The sequence below is a fragment of the Enterococcus sp. AZ071 genome (assembly GCF_050499065.1).
GTDB classification, from domain to species: Bacteria; Bacillota; Bacilli; order Lactobacillales; family Enterococcaceae; genus Enterococcus_A; species Enterococcus_A ferrettii.
On the sequence record NZ_JBIPAS010000001.1, the window covers coordinates 2,333,146 to 2,348,266 of the forward strand.

At 40.4% G+C, this 15,121-nt stretch carries 16 protein-coding genes, 1 pseudogene and 1 other annotated feature; of the genes and pseudogenes, 2 read left to right on the forward strand and 15 right to left on the reverse strand.

What is annotated here, in order from left to right:
- Positions 1-117 precede the first annotated feature (117 nt).
- From IGI49_RS11595 to IGI49_RS11645, 11 genes are all read right to left on the reverse strand, one after another.
- A complete protein-coding gene (locus tag IGI49_RS11595) occupies positions 118-1,017 on the reverse strand; it encodes a ketose-bisphosphate aldolase (protein ID WP_429964594.1) in 900 nt (299 codons plus the stop codon).
- Positions 1,018-1,032: 15 nt separating this feature from the next.
- Positions 1,033-1,887 (reverse strand): class II fructose-bisphosphate aldolase, encoded by an 855-nt coding sequence (locus IGI49_RS11600; RefSeq protein ID WP_429964595.1) that lies wholly within the window; start codon positions 1,885-1,887, stop codon positions 1,033-1,035.
- An 18-nt stretch (positions 1,888-1,905) separates the two neighbouring features.
- Positions 1,906-2,988: a PTS fructose transporter subunit IIC gene (locus IGI49_RS11605; RefSeq protein ID WP_429964596.1), complete on the reverse strand. Its 1,083-nt coding sequence runs from the start codon at positions 2,986-2,988 to the stop codon at positions 1,906-1,908.
- A 19-nt stretch (positions 2,989-3,007) separates the two neighbouring features.
- Positions 3,008-3,322 carry a PTS fructose transporter subunit IIB gene (locus IGI49_RS11610; protein WP_429964597.1) on the reverse strand — a complete coding sequence of 105 codons (315 nt, stop codon included), beginning with the start codon at positions 3,320-3,322 and terminating at the stop codon, positions 3,008-3,010.
- 128 nt (positions 3,323-3,450) lie between these two features.
- Positions 3,451-3,936 carry a PTS sugar transporter subunit IIA gene (locus tag IGI49_RS11615; protein ID WP_429964598.1) on the reverse strand — a complete coding sequence of 162 codons (486 nt, stop codon included), beginning with the start codon at positions 3,934-3,936 and terminating at the stop codon, positions 3,451-3,453.
- Positions 3,936-5,408, reverse strand: a complete 1,473-nt coding sequence (locus tag IGI49_RS11620; RefSeq protein ID WP_429964599.1) for a BglG family transcription antiterminator — start codon at positions 5,406-5,408, stop codon at positions 3,936-3,938. The genes IGI49_RS11615 and IGI49_RS11620 overlap by 1 nt, the downstream gene beginning before the upstream one ends.
- 255 nt (positions 5,409-5,663) lie before the next feature.
- A complete protein-coding gene (locus tag IGI49_RS11625; protein ID WP_429964600.1) occupies positions 5,664-6,137 on the reverse strand; it encodes an S-ribosylhomocysteine lyase in 474 nt (157 codons plus the stop codon).
- Between the two features lie 54 nt (positions 6,138-6,191).
- Positions 6,192-6,421, reverse strand: a binding site (T-box leader).
- Between the two features lie 96 nt (positions 6,422-6,517).
- Positions 6,518-7,255 carry a 3-oxoacyl-ACP reductase gene (locus tag IGI49_RS11630; RefSeq protein ID WP_429964601.1) on the reverse strand — a complete coding sequence of 246 codons (738 nt, stop codon included), beginning with the start codon at positions 7,253-7,255 and terminating at the stop codon, positions 6,518-6,520.
- Positions 7,252-7,473 (reverse strand): DUF2829 domain-containing protein, encoded by a 222-nt coding sequence (locus IGI49_RS11635; RefSeq protein ID WP_429964602.1) that lies wholly within the window; start codon positions 7,471-7,473, stop codon positions 7,252-7,254. Before IGI49_RS11635 ends, IGI49_RS11630 begins: the two co-directional genes overlap by 4 nt.
- Positions 7,470-8,084, reverse strand: coding sequence for a DUF1054 domain-containing protein (locus IGI49_RS11640; RefSeq protein ID WP_429964603.1), 615 nt, complete (start codon positions 8,082-8,084; stop codon positions 7,470-7,472). The genes IGI49_RS11635 and IGI49_RS11640 overlap by 4 nt, the downstream gene beginning before the upstream one ends.
- Positions 8,085-8,187: 103 nt before the next feature.
- Positions 8,188-8,811 carry a CatA-like O-acetyltransferase gene (locus IGI49_RS11645; RefSeq protein ID WP_429964604.1) on the reverse strand — a complete coding sequence of 208 codons (624 nt, stop codon included), beginning with the start codon at positions 8,809-8,811 and terminating at the stop codon, positions 8,188-8,190.
- 287 nt (positions 8,812-9,098) lie between these two features.
- Here IGI49_RS11645 and IGI49_RS11650 point away from each other — a divergent pair, with 287 nt between their 5' ends.
- Complete coding sequence (locus IGI49_RS11650) at positions 9,099-9,833, forward strand: MIP/aquaporin family protein (protein WP_429964605.1); 735 nt, start codon at positions 9,099-9,101, stop codon at positions 9,831-9,833.
- A 53-nt stretch (positions 9,834-9,886) separates the two neighbouring features.
- On the opposite strand, the pseudogene IGI49_RS11655 reads toward IGI49_RS11650, so the two are convergent.
- From IGI49_RS11655 to IGI49_RS11670, 4 genes and pseudogenes are all read right to left on the reverse strand, one after another.
- Positions 9,887-10,887 (reverse strand): annotated as a pseudogene (locus IGI49_RS11655) (zinc-dependent alcohol dehydrogenase family protein).
- Between the two features lie 615 nt (positions 10,888-11,502).
- Positions 11,503-12,459 (reverse strand): Gfo/Idh/MocA family protein, encoded by a 957-nt coding sequence (locus IGI49_RS11660; protein ID WP_429964606.1) that lies wholly within the window; start codon positions 12,457-12,459, stop codon positions 11,503-11,505.
- 10 nt (positions 12,460-12,469) lie between these two features.
- Positions 12,470-13,075 carry a TVP38/TMEM64 family protein gene (locus tag IGI49_RS11665; protein ID WP_429964607.1) on the reverse strand — a complete coding sequence of 202 codons (606 nt, stop codon included), beginning with the start codon at positions 13,073-13,075 and terminating at the stop codon, positions 12,470-12,472.
- 26 nt (positions 13,076-13,101) lie between these two features.
- Entirely contained in the window at positions 13,102-13,974 is an 873-nt protein-coding gene (locus IGI49_RS11670) for an alpha/beta hydrolase fold domain-containing protein (protein ID WP_429964608.1), read from the reverse strand.
- A 103-nt stretch (positions 13,975-14,077) separates the two neighbouring features.
- On the opposite strand from IGI49_RS11670, the gene IGI49_RS11675 reads away from it, so the two are divergent.
- Positions 14,078-15,088 (forward strand): acyltransferase family protein, encoded by a 1,011-nt coding sequence (locus tag IGI49_RS11675; protein WP_429964609.1) that lies wholly within the window; start codon positions 14,078-14,080, stop codon positions 15,086-15,088.
- Positions 15,089-15,121: the final 33 nt, after the last annotated feature.

The following is a 15,121-nucleotide window of genomic DNA, read 5'->3' on the forward strand; positions in this document are numbered from 1 at the left end:
GGCTACTATGATTTCATAACGTCACTTCAAAACACCTAAACTTGTTAGGTTAAATACTGCCATTCATCATTTTTTATCCCCTCAAAAAAACCAAGGACTGCTCCTTGGCTTTGTTTTTTATGCTTGGCCTTGTCTCCAAGGTTGAATATTTTTATCTCGGTACACCTTGGCTTGTCCAATTGAATTAAACAATTCCATTTTTTGTTTAACGACTGCTTTCGCTGCATCAATGCATTCTGGATAAATTGCATTTGCATCCCATAATTCCGTAGTCGAAAGAATTTCACGACATTTTTTGTAGAAGGCATATTTATAATCAGAAGAGATATTGACCTTTTGTATGCCAATTTGCACTGCTTTGGCAATCTCTTCATCTGGGTTGGCTGAGCCACCGTGCAATACTAAGGGAATATCTACACGATTTTTGATGTCTTCTAAAACATCCATTTTCAACTTAGGCTTAATATCTTTCGGATAAATTCCATGAGCTGTTCCGATTGCTACAGCCAAAGTATCAATCCCGGTTTTTTCAATAAATTCTTCCGCATCTTCTGGTTTAGTGTAAATGACTTCAGACACGCCGCCTTCGATAGTTGTTCCAGTATTACCAATTGTTCCTAGTTCACCCTCTACGGACACACCAATCTTGTGACAAACCTCTACAACTTCTTTTGTAATAGTAATATTTTCTTCAAATGGCAGCAACGAACCGTCAATCATAACCGAGCTGAAACCACAGTGAATAGCTCGCATAATACTTGCTAAACTATCGCCATGATCCATATGGATGACAAAAGGTACGGAACTATTTTTTGCTCGTGATACGGCATACTGGAAAAACTCATCTTTGGTAAAATCCAACTCAGTAGGATGCACCGCAATGATTGCTGGCGCATCATTTTCTTCAGCGGCTTCGATTACAACTCTCAAAAAGTTGCTGTCCGCAACGTTGAAGGCACCGACGGCAAATTTTTCCTCTTTAGCAATTTCCAGCATTTGATTCATATTGATTAACATTTGGCATAGACTCCTCTATAGTGATTTATTTTTAGAACCCGAAAGTTCTATATACTGTTTAACTACTGCTTGTCCGGCAGCCATCGTATGATGGACTAAGGTTGGATAATCGATTTCTGGGTTATTAGCCAGCTGCTCTCTAACATCCTGCAGTTGTCCCTTCATAAAGTCGGAACCAACATTGATTTTATTAATACCCAGTTCGATCGATTTCAAAATATTTTCGGTGCCGGCACCCGAACCACCATGAAGAACCAGCGGCAGATTAGTCGCAGATTTGATCTTATCAACAATGTCAAAACGGAATTCTGGAACGTAGCCTTCCGGATAATTTCCGTGGCTGGAGCCATAAGATAGTGCAAGGCAATCCACTCCCGTTTCCTTAATAAAACGAATGGCCTCGTCAGGATTGGTATACATTTCATCATTGGTAAAATGGTCGCCGGCCACAGCTCCCATATCGCCGACCTCTGCTTCAACACTAGCATTGTATACCTCGGCCAATTCTACTATCGCTTTGGTAATGCGAATATTTTCATCTAATGGATACATGGAAGCGTCCATCATGACACTGGAAAAACCTTCATGAAGACATTGCTTCACAAATGCAACATCCTGTCCATGATCCAAATTGATCGCTACCTCTACTTTGGCATTATTAGCCATACGAATGATCGGCTGTGTCAAATAGCGCTGATCCAGATGCTCCTTCAAATGGTCCTGTAGCAGGTCAATAATGATTGGTGCATGCAGCTCTTCGGCGGCTTCAATCACCGCTTTGGCTGTTTCTAGATTGAAGCAATTAATAGCCAAAACAGCATATTTCTCTCGATTGGCTTTTTGCAGCATTTCCTTCATTGAGACATACATAGGTTTTGATCCCCTTTTTTAGCTTAATTTAATAGAAGAAAAATCAACATCTTCCTCTTCTTCATCAACTACACGTGTTTCGACTGGCTCTTTCTTTAAGACAAACAGCAGGATACCGGTAACCGCCGAACCGATTAATAACGCTAAGGTAAATTTTAATGGATCAGTCATAGCTGGAATAATGAATACCCCACCAGATGGAACGGGTGAGCCAACACCCCAGCTCATACTTAGTCCGCCGCCGATGGCTGCCCCAGCGACACAGGATACAATTACTCGAATTGGATCAACCGCTGCAATAGGAATAACCCCTTCAGTGATCATACATAAGCCCATTGGGAAGGCAATTTTTATATTGTCTTGTTCTTCTTTAGAATATTTTGGTTTGCGGAACACTCGAGATAAGACCCAAGAAATCGTTACACCAAATGGCGGTACCATCGAAGCTAACACCTTCACCGCTTCCGGCTCTTGAATACCTTCCAGCAACATACCGTCCGCAAATAAAGAAGCTACTTTATTTACTGGACCCCCAAAGTCAAAGGCAGCCATTCCACCGACAATAGAACCAAACAAAAATTTACCAGAGCCTTGTAACCCAACTAAGAATTCAGTCAATGCTTCTGTTGCCCAAACAATTGGTACACCAATGACAAAGAACATTAATAATCCGATAATTAAGGTAGATAATAGCGGAACAATCATCATTGGCATCAAACCTTGTGCCCAAACTGGAACCTTTAGATTTTTGACCAAAAACAGTACGAAGAAACCAACTAGGTAACCGCCTAACATTCCACCCAAGAAGCCAGCACCAATGGAATTAGCAATTAATCCCATAAACAATCCAGGTCCAATTCCTGGACGATCGGCGATGGAGTAAGCAATCGCTCCTGAGATAACCGGAGCCAGCAGACCCATGCCTAAAACCCCCAGTGAAACTAGTGCATCAGGTACAGAATAAGCAGTCTTGTAGTTTTCAATCACCGCTCCACCGGTTAAATTCCCGATAGCAATCAACAACCCCGCTGTGACAACGACAGGCAACATGTAGGAAATTGCCGTTAACGCATGTTTCTTTAGTTGAAGCTTTTTCATCATTTTTTTGTCCCCCTTATTTTTATGCCTTCATTACTTCCTCTTCAATCTTGTTAATCAAACCTTTTGGTGCTTTGATTACCATGCTGGTAGGTATGTCAACAATCGTTTTACCGGTAAAACGATCTCTTCCTCCAATCTTGATATCAGCGGCAATAATTACAACATCAGCTTCTCTGATTTCCTGAGCAGTCAGTTCATCCTCCGTTCCAATTGTTCCTTGCGTTTCGATGTGTATTTGGTGTCCTAAACTCTTAGCGGCCGTTTCCAATTTCTTCTTAGCAATGTACGTATGGGCAATCCCCGAAGTACAAGCAGCTACTCCAACAATTTTCATAATAAAAATTCCTCCTTTTTATTAGCGACTTGCAGAACCAAAGATAATAATCAGATTTCCCTATTGACTATTCGAGTTTTTCCTATTTCCTCTTTGATGCTACAAGTAAGATGACTGTTCTTTTGTTTCTATTCTTCTGGTTCTTTGGACAGCAACTCCAGCATCTTATCCTTAGTTTCTGTGGAGATCATATTTTCAATAAATTCTTCATCTGCTAACAACATTGCTACCTTTTGCAACAATTTTATGTGCATCGTGTTAGCATCGGTATTCCTCACTGCAAATAGGATAATCACCTGAACTGGCTCTTCATCCAAAGATTCCCATTCAATCGGTTGTTTGGTTTTGCCTACCACCAATGAGGTTTGACGAACACTGTCTGACTTACCATGAGGGATGGCAATTCCATTTCCAATACCGGTCATACCTTCAGTTTCACGTTTGAATACATCTTCAGAAAATCCTGCCACATCGGTAACAATTCCTTTTTCAGCTAATAGTTCAGTCAGCTCGATAATCGCCTCTCTTTTATCCTTCGCTGCCATTTCTAAAGTAATTAAATCTTCAGTAATTACATCTGCGATACTGAAATCTTCCATCATGTTTTTTGTCATTAGTCAATCTCTCCTAACATTTCCTTCACTCGTTTTTCGTCCTGCTTGGTAAATACAGAATTCACTAAAATAGTTGGTACCTGTATGTCTGCATTTAAATGGACCGTGGTTAATACTAAATCAATGTTCTGGTATTCATGGGCCTTCTTTTGATACTGTCGTAATGACAATACATCGACAATTTCCAATTCAGGAAAGGCTTTGCGGACCTTTACCTTTAAAAGCTCAGATGTTCCTACACCACTGCTGCACATGATCAGCACTCGTTTCTTAGCATGGATCATTTCTTTGTATTTCACAAAATAAAGAGTTAGAAAGCCAATCTCGTCTCCCGATATTTCATTAACCTGAAAAATCTCTTGAACTTCTTGGCTAACCTGCTTCACCTGGTTAAAAACTTCGCTGTATTCCAGCTTAATATCATTCAACAAATCATTTTTGACAATAATCTCGTTCTTTAAGCGATACAGCATTGGCTCTACATGTTCGTAGAGGTCTTGCTGATTAGGCTGCTGGTCGATACGAATCCCCATCAGCTCACTCATTCGCTTGGAAAAATAATCCGTCATTTTCAGTGCTGTTTGCGATTTATACGTAACCTTAACTACTTCATTTTCAATACGCGACGAAATTAAATATTGAAAGAGATAAAAAGTCTCACTTTCAGGTAGAACTAAATTCAAGTAGTCATTCATTTTACTAATAACTTTTTCTGATAAACGATACAATTCATGGTGACGTTCAATCAGTTTCTCTTCTTCTTTATCCAATAGTTCAAAGGATTGATCGCCACGAATCTCACCTTCTCGCACCCGTTTGATCAGAATATAAATATGAGAAAAAATGTTCATGTTATAGGGATAAACAATGCCGCTTTTCAACTCACTCTCAATAAATTCTAGCAGCGAGGTGATAAAATTGATGTCGTAAGCGCTGATTTTATGCTTTTGAGTTGTAAAATCAGCATCCCATAAGGTGTTGGTACTCAGCAATCCATTGACCACTTTGCGGATATTTTTCTCATTTCCTTCAATCGCAATCCGTTGCCCTTTCTTAACTAGTTTCAGTTGGTATTCTCTGAGAAACTCTGTGATACGAGTTAGATCGCTGCTTATGACCGTATCGCTTACGTAGTAGGGAAAAAATATTTCTTGAATTAGCACTTTGCGGGGTGATTTAAACAGCAGTGTTAATAAAATTGCATTTCGCCGTTCTCTGGGTCCCTGAGCCTGATTATCATTGCGCTTTTGGACGCTTTCGTTTAAATATTTTTCATAATCTAAACGAAATCCTTTACCAACTTCTGAAACAATAATTTCACCAATTTCTGAAGCTTCATTGATTTTTTTGATGGTACGATAAATCGTTTTGGTCGAAACATTGGCAAACTCAGCTAATTCTTGACCGGTTAATGTCATTCCATATTTGATAAACAACTCAATCAATTGTGTTTCTCGTTTACTTAGCTGCATATTGTCAACCTCCTTGTCTTTTACTATAAGTTTTTTTTGGAACCGCAAACATTTTCTTATGTCCATTTAAGTGGACACAAGAAAGCAATCGCTTACAAATGTGATTAGAGTTGTGTGTTTAAAATAACCATGGTTAACAAGGGATGTCAATGTTGCTATGAGGAAATTTCAAATTACAGAACAAAAAAAGACTTGTCTTAGACAAAGAAAATTTCTTTGTTAAGACAAGTCTTTTAGGGAATAATTTTTATTCATTTACACCACATGTCGTTCAAACGCATCATCACTGATACCCTCAGCTAACACCAGCTTCGCGTATTCCTTTGCGCCAAACAGTGAATGGTCGCGATAATTGCCACAGCTCTCGATATCCACACCTTGGACATCTTCCCATTTAGTTTCATCGGCAATAGTTGTTAGTACATCCGTTAAGGCTTTCGCTACTTCAGTGGAACTTGGCACGCCCCAAGTAATTAGATGGAAGCCAGTACGGCAACCAAATGGTGAAATATCAATAATGCCGTCTAAGCGGTCTCGCAATAAATCAGCCAATAGATGTTCCAAGGTATGAATGGCTCCAGTTGGTATTTCTTTTTCATTTGGCTGCAAAAATCGCAGGTCATAATTGGCGATCACATCGCCCTTTGCCCCAGATTCCTCTGCAATTAATCGAACATAGGGTGCCTTTACCTTCGTGTGATCCAGGGTAAAACTTTCTACTTCTGCCATGTTGATTCCTCCTATTTTCTTAAATAAAAAAGTCCTTTTACCAGTTACGACTGATAAAAGGACGATTGCACGTGGTACCACCTTTTTTTCGAGAGCCAAGCTCTCCTTTCGCCAACAACAAATAGTCATTGGCAGTCAAAATACCGATTGACTAAACCGAAGACGCCTATCTATCGGCGACTTTTCCTCAGAGACCATCTTCATCTTGTTTCCGTGGTTCTTTTCACCAGTCAGAACCTCTCTACAACGTTTTCCAAGACTACTCTTCTCTTCAATGGAAGGATTATTTCTCTTGAAGAATACTTTACGGCAAACTTGATAGACTGTCAACGGCATCTGTTATAGCTTTTTTTGATAAGCTACCAACGAAAAAAAGCAACTTACTTAAGTGTCCATCCGCCATCCACAGGTAAAACAATCCCCTGTAGATAACTTGCTCCTTCACTAGCCAAAAATAATGCGGCATTTGCTACTTCTTGCGGTTCAGCCCAGCGTTTCATCGGCGTTTCCTTCGCCACCCATTCAGCCATTGCGCCATCCCCTGCAAAATCAGCCGCATTCATCGGAGTCTTGATTGCGCCTGGCGCCAGCGCATTTACCCGGATACCCTCCTGTGCATAATCCAAGGCCAGCTGCTTCGTGTATCCTACAACTGCGTGCTTAGCCATTGTATAAGCCGCACCACCACCTCCGGCAATCAGTCCGGCAATCGAAGCCATATTCACAATGACTCCAGATTTACGTTCCAACATTTGTGGTAAAAACAAATTGGTTAGCCGATAGATACTAGTGACATTGGTTTGAAACACCTTCATCCACAATTCTTCTGGTGTGGATAACGTCGGTAAATAGTCATCTAAAATCCCCGCTGTATTAATCAGAATATCCACATGGGGATATCTTTTTAAAATTTTCTTGGCGGTGTTTTCCACCTGTGCTTTCTCACTAAGGTCTACTTGATAAGGAAAAAAATCGGCAGTTTCCTCCATTGGCTGTCGATCTAAACCGACAACTGTTGCTCCCTGTGCTAGAAAAGCCTTGGCTTGGGCTTGCCCAATCCCTGAAGCAGCCCCAGAAATTACTACGACCTTGCCGGCGAATTCTGAATAGCGAATCATTCCACAGTCTCCCAGTCCTCAGCCAAAATGTCGCATACAGTTGGAGCAAAGCTGGAAAAGCCCTCATCGGCTGTTTTGATCAAAAAATATGGGGTTACCGGTGCCTCTTCATACCTTTCGCCTTCGACCAAGGTCACATACAACTCAAACCCGCCCCAGCCTTTGCGAATAATTTTCTTGCCCTTTTTCAACTGCGGTAAAATTTCTTCAAATGTCATTCTGCTGCCTCCTGAATAATTGCCTGATAGATTGGCATTACTTGTTGATAAGTTTCTAACATGTAGCTTTTTGCTTTAGCGGGATTTTTCCACAATGAACTGTCTTTTGAAATAATTCGGCCAATTTGGAATTCTCCCTTTTTCACATCACGGAATCTTATTAACAGCTTTTCCACTGTTTCTGTTGACAGATCTTGAACTTCGACTTTCGTATGATCCCCTGATACTTTAAAATCTGAGGATAACTCGCTGAATAGTTGCAGATTATCCAACATTTTTTCAGCAATCGCTTGTTCATTCTTCGGCTGATCAATACACGACAGCCACATAAATACATACTCAGGCCAAATCCCCAGCTGAAAATGAGGTTCCATTTTATAGCCGCGCTTTTTGCAACTTAAAGCAGACCAAGTGTTTTCTGGAGCATTGGTCGTTCGTCGACGGTGCTGAGCAATGTGGATAAAGAATTCTTCCCCAGCGATTGGGGATAACTTCTCCTGAAAATATTCGTTCAGCTCCTGAAAAACGGGTTGAATCTCAGAGCGAATCGCCGTCATCCGATTCTCTAAGCCATCTATTTCAAATACCTTGAAGCTCTCTTCACTAAACATGCTTTTTCCTCCTGCTAAAATTCAGTACACAACTAGTGTACCTGTTTTGTGGACAAAGAAAAAGACTAGGCTTCTAGTAATTGAACCCTAGTCTGGTTATCACTTAATACGTATCCAAATATTCCTGCAATGCCTTGGCGAATTTCCCCATATGCAGACCATCCACAAAGGAATGATGCGCCTGAATTGAAAATGGCAGCAGAATTCTGTCCTGCCGTTCAAAATATTTTCCCCAATCGATCAGCGGTGTAGCATTATCTTTTTTGCCAGAGTTTGTGTGGGAAATATGGGTAAAGCTGATCCAAGGTAAAGGCGAAAACTGAAAAATATCATTACCTAAAGGTCCAGTGAAATAATCTTTTTGTTCCTCAGCTGTTTTTTTAGCTAAGGTTACATATTTCTCCATTGATTCAGTCATCGGTACGTTTACGACCTTGAACAATTCTGTCTCAGGATTCAAACAAGTAAAAGCGGTATGGATTTGATCGTATAAAACAACTTTTTCACCCAGAAAACGATAGCGAAATTCTTCAATTTGATTTCCACATTTTGTTGCTGCATAAATTAAAGCAAAAGTGAAAGACAGTTGCTGCTGCTTCGTTTTCTGTAAAAAATTAGTAATATCCAACTCAAAAGATACACAAAATGACGGCTCCACACTATCACGAAATACAGCACAATGAATCCTGCGTTTCCATTTTTCTTCATCGATGACTTGATACCCCATACTTCCAGCTCCCTTTTTAAAGCTAGTATAGCAAATTTTTCATTTGACCTATAGATGACTGATCAACATTTTGAAATTGGAGGGTAAAAGGAGGTTGCTTCCAACTTATTGAGCATCTATCGTTTATTTTTCACCCTAAATACTTTCAATAATAGGAGAAAAAACACCTTATTTTGACCACTCTTCTTTTTACAAGGGTTATCATTTGTCACAGACAAAAAAAGGGATTAACATATAGAATGGATTTTTTACTGAATTCTTTTACAAAAATTTCATAGGAGGTTATCATGGATTATTCATTAGTTCAGCGTTTAGCTGCTGAATTTATCGGTACGGCATTATTGATTATGTTAGGTAATGGTGCAGTTGCCAATGTTGATTTGAAAGGAACCAAAGGATACGGTAGCGACTGGATGCTGATTGCTGTCGGTTATGGTTGTGGGGTTATGATTCCCGCAATGATGTTTGGTTCTATCAGCGGAAACCATATTAACCCAGCATTTACAATTGGTTTAGCCATGAACGGGATGTTCCCTTGGACGGAAGTAGTTCCTTATATCGTAGTACAGATTTTAGGAGCAATGGTTGGTCAATTAATTGTCGTAGCATGTTACAAACCGTATTACGATCAAACCGAAGACACTGCTCACGTATTAGGAACCTTTTCAACAATTAACAGCGTAGGTTCAAAATTCAACGGTTTTGTTAATGAATTCTTTGGTTCATTTATTTTATTCCTAGGAGCAATTGGGATCACCAAAGCCCCTTTCTTTCAAGATAATTTAGGAACTGCTCACTTTGCATTGGGCTTCTTAGTCTGGACCTTAGTGGCTTCTCTGGGTGGACCAACCGGACCAGGTTTGAATCCTGCTCGAGATTTTGGGCCAAGAGTTGTACACGCATTGTTGCCCTTAAAATATAAAGGCAGCTCTCAATGGAGCTATGCTTGGGTCCCTGTCTTGGCACCAATTACCGCTTCGATTGTTGCGATTGCTTTGTACAAATTCTTGTTTATCGTTTAAAAAATACCTTTGATGACTGCTACTTCGTAAGGATGAGTCATCAAAGGTATTTTTTATTCAGAAATTTTTACAACTGCCTTAGTGATTTTTTCCTGATTTTCTCCTGAGAGAACGGCTTCGACTTCCTCCAAAGTTAGTTCATGGGTAATCAATTTTTCTACGTTAATTACTTGATGATCTAAAATACTAATTGCATCCTCCATGACATGAGGATTGATGAAGGCGCCCTTAATAATTAATTCCTTGAAGTAAATATCATAGGCATTGACTTTAATTTCAGTTTTCGGATCTCCTACGCCAAACATAAGAATTTGCCCCCCACGGGCAGCCATTTGGATAGCCTGCTCTTGCGTGTTAGAACGACCAACACACTCGATAATTACATCAAAAGTCTCGTTAAGTTGTTCCTTTTCGGGATCGAAGACCACATCTGCTCCGATTTCCTTCAATAAAGGAATTTTTTTCTCATTGTGACCACTGACATAGATTTCACCTACATTACGGGCTTTTAGCAGACTAATAAACAATTGTCCTACAAAACCATCACCAATAACTAAGGTTTTGTAGTGCTGCTTTATCTCCAATTCTTGGAAGCCATGAACCACACAGCTGACCGGTTCAGTCATAGCAGCTGCTTTGTAAGATAAAGTATCTGGAATTTTATAGACACAGCGTTCCGGAACGGTTACAAATTCTTCCATCCCGCCATTGCGTGTGACTCCTACAGCCTCTAAATTTTTACATAAATGAATTCTGCCTTCATGACAATAGCGACAATGCAGACAAGGAATATTAGGGTCAATCGTTACCCGATCCCCACTCTCAAGCTATCGACTAAATGACCTGCCTCAACAACAATACCTGAATTTTCATGACCTAAAACAATAGGTGGTGTCGCAGTGGCTGATCCCGGCAACCCCTGATACAAATGTTTATCAGTACCGCAAATTCCTACATATTTCATTTGGATTTTCACTTCTTTAGGCAAAGGCTTTGGTTCTTTAATATCCTGAACTTCCATCTTTTCAATCTCCGTTAGTACCAATGCTTTCATACAAGCACCTCCTTATTTTCTCAATTGTAACAAGGAGGGTAGTGTGATGGAAATAGAACGACTTGGTTTTAAAACATCGAAAAATCAGTGATCGCTGTTTTCTATTTAATGATTGGTTCTAATTGTGGAAATTTTTCGTTAATCCAAGCAAAGATTGCCTGAATTTTTGCTTTTTCAAGTGATGCTAATGACTCAGAAGAAATCCCCATGTCAGTCTCTCCTCGTAAGTTCACTAGAAACAAAATAATTTAGATATAATTGTTCAACTTTCCATTGAACAGATTGATTGCTCGATAATATGAGATAAGTAGCTATGACATCAAGCTTCTCGCTTGCATCCTCGTTAGTCTACTAGTTGTTTTGAATGGCATCTATAAAAAAATATTGAATTTCCCAGAAAACAAAAAAAGCCTTGAATATCCCGAAAGATATCCAAGACTTCCCAGTATCGCCGAAACGATAGAAAGAGTCTTCGTCCACTAAGCTTCTTTCCGACACCCTGTAAAATCCGACAGGTGAGAAAACTCATGTGCCTCTGGATCGAAGGATCAGTAATTGATCCACTCGACTCGTCGCATAAGACAGACTATAGCATACAATTTAGTCTGTTGCCAATCATTTTTGGTAGTGCTGATACATTTCTTCAATGATTCTTACTGTTTGCACGGTCATTTCCTTTGTAACTACTGGACTGGTCAACCTCTTTTGCTTAAGGCATTCATTTACATGCTCTACTTCAAAAACAAATTCACTTTGGAAAGGTGCAATAATTTTTTCTATCCGTCCATCGGGATAAGTAACTTCGGCTTCTTTCGTTTTCCAAAAATTTGGTATGTAAATCTGACCTTTTTCTCCATATAAAGTAATCCCGGCTGGCAGATCCAGGTCCACCGTCATAAATAAAGAACCGATGGTGTTATCGGAGAAGGTTACCGAAAGACTAGCTTGTGTATCAGATTTTTCTGGCGGAAAAACCATTGTACCCGTCACTTCATTAGGGGCTTGCTGCATTAAAAACTGCATGTACTCCAAAGGATATGTCCCAGCTCCTCGTAAAATACCACCGCCAGAATCCAAAGAACTAAACCAGTTAATATGGTAAATATTAGGATAAGCCATGACAGCCTTCATCCAATGTACTTTGCCGATTGTATCTTTCGCCAACAGCTCTACTACTTGCTCAGTAATCGGCAGGAAAACAGACTTCTGTGCTTCCATTAAAAACAGATGCTTTTCTTCAGCCATCGCGAATAATTCTTCCGCCTGGCGACGGGTCATCGTAAAAGGCTTTTCCAACAAAACATGCTTGTCATGCTCCAATGCCAGCTTGGCTGCATCAAAATGCCCTTTGTTGTAAACTGCCACATAGACAATATCAACCTCGTCGCTTTGACAGAGTTCTTCATAGCTGCCATAGGCGTTAGGGATCACCAATTCCTGTGCCATTTTTTCTGCTTTAGCTAGCTGCCGGGAAGCAATCGCTGTTACCTCTCCATCCATACTTTCCTTTACCCCTGCCACAAAGCGTGGAACCACTTGAGCTGTACTAATAATCCCATAGCGTATCGTCATGATCGTCCTCCTAAAAAAGAATCGTTTTATCTAATACAAATACAATTAAATATCCATAGCTTGCGACTGACCATAGTTTGAACACTAGAACAATTTTGGCATATTCCCTAAAGGTTAAATCCGTCATACCAGCAACTAGACAAACAATGTCATCTGGTAAGAATGGAAAAATAAAACAGACAATCAACAGCCATCGAATTTTCTTGGTGTGGCTCTGCAAAGCATTTTCAAAGGTTTGATAATTTTTTACTGATAAGATTAACCGGGCAAAGCGTGGCCCATAGCGGCGAGACAATAGAAACAAACCAAACTCGCCAATTACTAGACCGACATAACTGTATAGGATGCCAGGGATATTACCAAACATCAGCATGCCCACAACCGTAGCAATGCCTCCAGGTATAAAAGGAATAATCGGCTGAATCCCTTGAACAATAATAAACACAACGACCGCAAAGCTGCCGAACTGTTTAATGAAGGCCTGCAAATCCTGAGGAGAAGCAAAGACACCCATGCGCCGCAAGTGGATTGTCAGCAAAATCAAAGCTGCCAAACCAAAAACTGGTGCCAGCTGAATCAGTTTTTGACGGAAAACAAATTTACATCTGTCTCTCACTTTTGGTTCAATAACTCCTTCCTATCCTATTGAAAAAATTCGCCCATTTGATCAATATAACGCAGCGATTCCTTCAAAGGGTAAACAACAAAATCATGCATCATCCCCGGAACAATTTCCAGAGTCATCGTTGTATTCTTACTTTGAGCTACTCGATCCTGCAAACGCAAGACATCCGGATATAAAATTTCATCGGTACCAGCAATCACCAGCAGCTCACCAAGATTATCAAACCGACCATAAATCGGTGAAACGATCGGATCATCCAAAGGCAGTTCACCAGCGTAGTTCTCACCAGCTTCGCTTAACAAATCTTTCTCTAAAACCACGTCTTTTTCCTGCAGTGCATCGGTGCGTGGATCACTCAAGGTAGCGTCCAACCAAGGTGAAGCCAACGCCACCTTCTTAGGACGCTTTTCATACTTCACATCCCGCAGGCGTTGCGCTAGGCTCATTGCCAAACCGCCTCCGGCAGAATCACCGAACAACCGAAAGTGATCATCCGGATAAAGATTCGCCAAATGACGTAAAGCGGCTTCTGTGATTGGCAAAGTTTTCTCTGCTGTATTCTCAGGTGCCAGCGGATAGTCAAAGTAGCTAACCTTCAAATTGTAGCGTTTAACAAAACGCTCTTGTATATCTTTATGAAAAGGAGAAGCCTCTAAGGCATATCCTCCACCATGCAGATAGAAAACATGCAAATTAGTAGGATGAGCTGGAAACAGCGTCACTACTTCATGACCGTCCACCTGATTAATAACCTGTGGAATATCAGTACGGCTTAATTGTCTCGCATTCAAATTTCGACGTTTTGGCGGGTCCACCATCGTGAAGCCCACTAGCTTTTTCATATTAATCACTTTAAAGACTGTCTTCACAAATTTCGCTGAATAGCGCATCGGCTTTCTCCTTTTCGATCCTTCAATAAAGAAGATTTTTTTCTTGGTAGGTGCTACAATAGTTAAAAATAGTCTTTGCTTCATTTTAGCATAAACAAAGGAGGTGTCCACGATCACAAAACCGAATCGCGAATTTCTTTTCGACAACATTCGGGGTATTTTAATTTTATTAGTGGTTTTGGGGCACGCATTAGAATATTTTCGACTGGAAAACAAAGTAGGGCAATTTTTGTACGTCTTTATTTACTTATTCCACATGCCGGTCTTTATTTTTATTTCCGGCTATTTCTCAAAAAACTTAGAAAAAGGACGACGAACAGCGGTAGAGACCTTCTTGATTCCCTATTTGCTACTGAATCTATTTTTAAGTGTGATTATGCTGGCCTTAGGGAAAATTGAAGAGATTTCCATTCTTTCCCCCGGTTGGACGCTGTGGTTTTTATATTGTATGTTCATTTGGCGTTTGATGCTGCCGGATTTAGTAAAAATTCGTTATGTACTGCTGCTTAGTTTTATTGTCGGAATTTTTTCGGGTTTTCTAACCGAATTTGGAACCTATATGGCCATGGCCCGTACGCTAGGTTTTTTCCCCTTCTTCCTAGTTGGCTATTATACGGATCAAAAGCTGATTAAAAACCTGCGGCGGATCCCTTATAGTAAGGCGATTAGTATAGGTATCATCGTCTTTGCTGTCCTAACTGCCTACCTATGGACTCGTAATAACTTGCCGCCGGAACTGCTTTGGCGGGACCGAGCGTATAATGCCTTTTCAGTGCCGCTGCTGCAGAATCTGTTGACGATTATTTTCCTTTACGGGATGGGCTTTGCCTTCGTCTTCGTCTTTATTACCTTGGCTAATAACAAACCACATCTCTTTTCCACTTGGGGACAACGTACCTTAGCCATCTACCTACTGCATATTTACTTGGTGGCCCCTTTAGTTCAAGGAACCGAATATATTGAAAATCCAGTTATTCAGCTGATGGTTTTAATCGGTGGTTCTCTGCTGATTTTGTATCTGCTGTCTCGTCCAAAAGTTGCTACAACTTTGCAAAAAACGTTGGCGAGGATTCTCCATTTTATTATGCCCGAAAAAAAAGACGACTCCTCGTGAGTCGTCTTTTAAGATACATCCTTAGCCTTAGGT

Bases quoted from the DNA above. Each gene is read 5' to 3' on its own strand.
- IGI49_RS11595 (WP_429964594.1), bottom strand. From the start codon at position 1,017: ATGTTAATCAATATGAATCAAATGCTGGAAATTGCTAAAGAGGAAAAA.
- IGI49_RS11600 (WP_429964595.1), bottom strand. From the start codon at position 1,887: ATGTATGTCTCAATGAAGGAAATGCTGCAAAAAGCCAATCGAGAGAAA.
- IGI49_RS11605 (WP_429964596.1), bottom strand. From the start codon at position 2,988: ATGATGAAAAAGCTTCAACTAAAGAAACATGCGTTAACGGCAATTTCC.
- IGI49_RS11610 (WP_429964597.1), bottom strand. From the start codon at position 3,322: ATGAAAATTGTTGGAGTAGCTGCTTGTACTTCGGGGATTGCCCATACG.
- IGI49_RS11615 (WP_429964598.1), bottom strand. From the start codon at position 3,936: ATGACAAAAAACATGATGGAAGATTTCAGTATCGCAGATGTAATTACT.
- IGI49_RS11620 (WP_429964599.1), bottom strand. From the start codon at position 5,408: ATGCAGCTAAGTAAACGAGAAACACAATTGATTGAGTTGTTTATCAAA.
- IGI49_RS11625 (WP_429964600.1), bottom strand. From the start codon at position 6,137: ATGGCAGAAGTAGAAAGTTTTACCCTGGATCACACGAAGGTAAAGGCA.
- IGI49_RS11630 (WP_429964601.1), bottom strand. From the start codon at position 7,255: ATGATTCGCTATTCAGAATTCGCCGGCAAGGTCGTAGTAATTTCTGGG.
- IGI49_RS11635 (WP_429964602.1), bottom strand. From the start codon at position 7,473: ATGACATTTGAAGAAATTTTACCGCAGTTGAAAAAGGGCAAGAAAATT.
- IGI49_RS11640 (WP_429964603.1), bottom strand. From the start codon at position 8,084: ATGTTTAGTGAAGAGAGCTTCAAGGTATTTGAAATAGATGGCTTAGAG.
- IGI49_RS11645 (WP_429964604.1), bottom strand. From the start codon at position 8,811: ATGGGGTATCAAGTCATCGATGAAGAAAAATGGAAACGCAGGATTCAT.
- IGI49_RS11650 (WP_429964605.1), top strand. From the start codon at position 9,099: ATGGATTATTCATTAGTTCAGCGTTTAGCTGCTGAATTTATCGGTACG.
- IGI49_RS11660 (WP_429964606.1), bottom strand. From the start codon at position 12,459: ATGACGATACGCTATGGGATTATTAGTACAGCTCAAGTGGTTCCACGC.
- IGI49_RS11670 (WP_429964608.1), bottom strand. From the start codon at position 13,974: ATGCGCTATTCAGCGAAATTTGTGAAGACAGTCTTTAAAGTGATTAAT.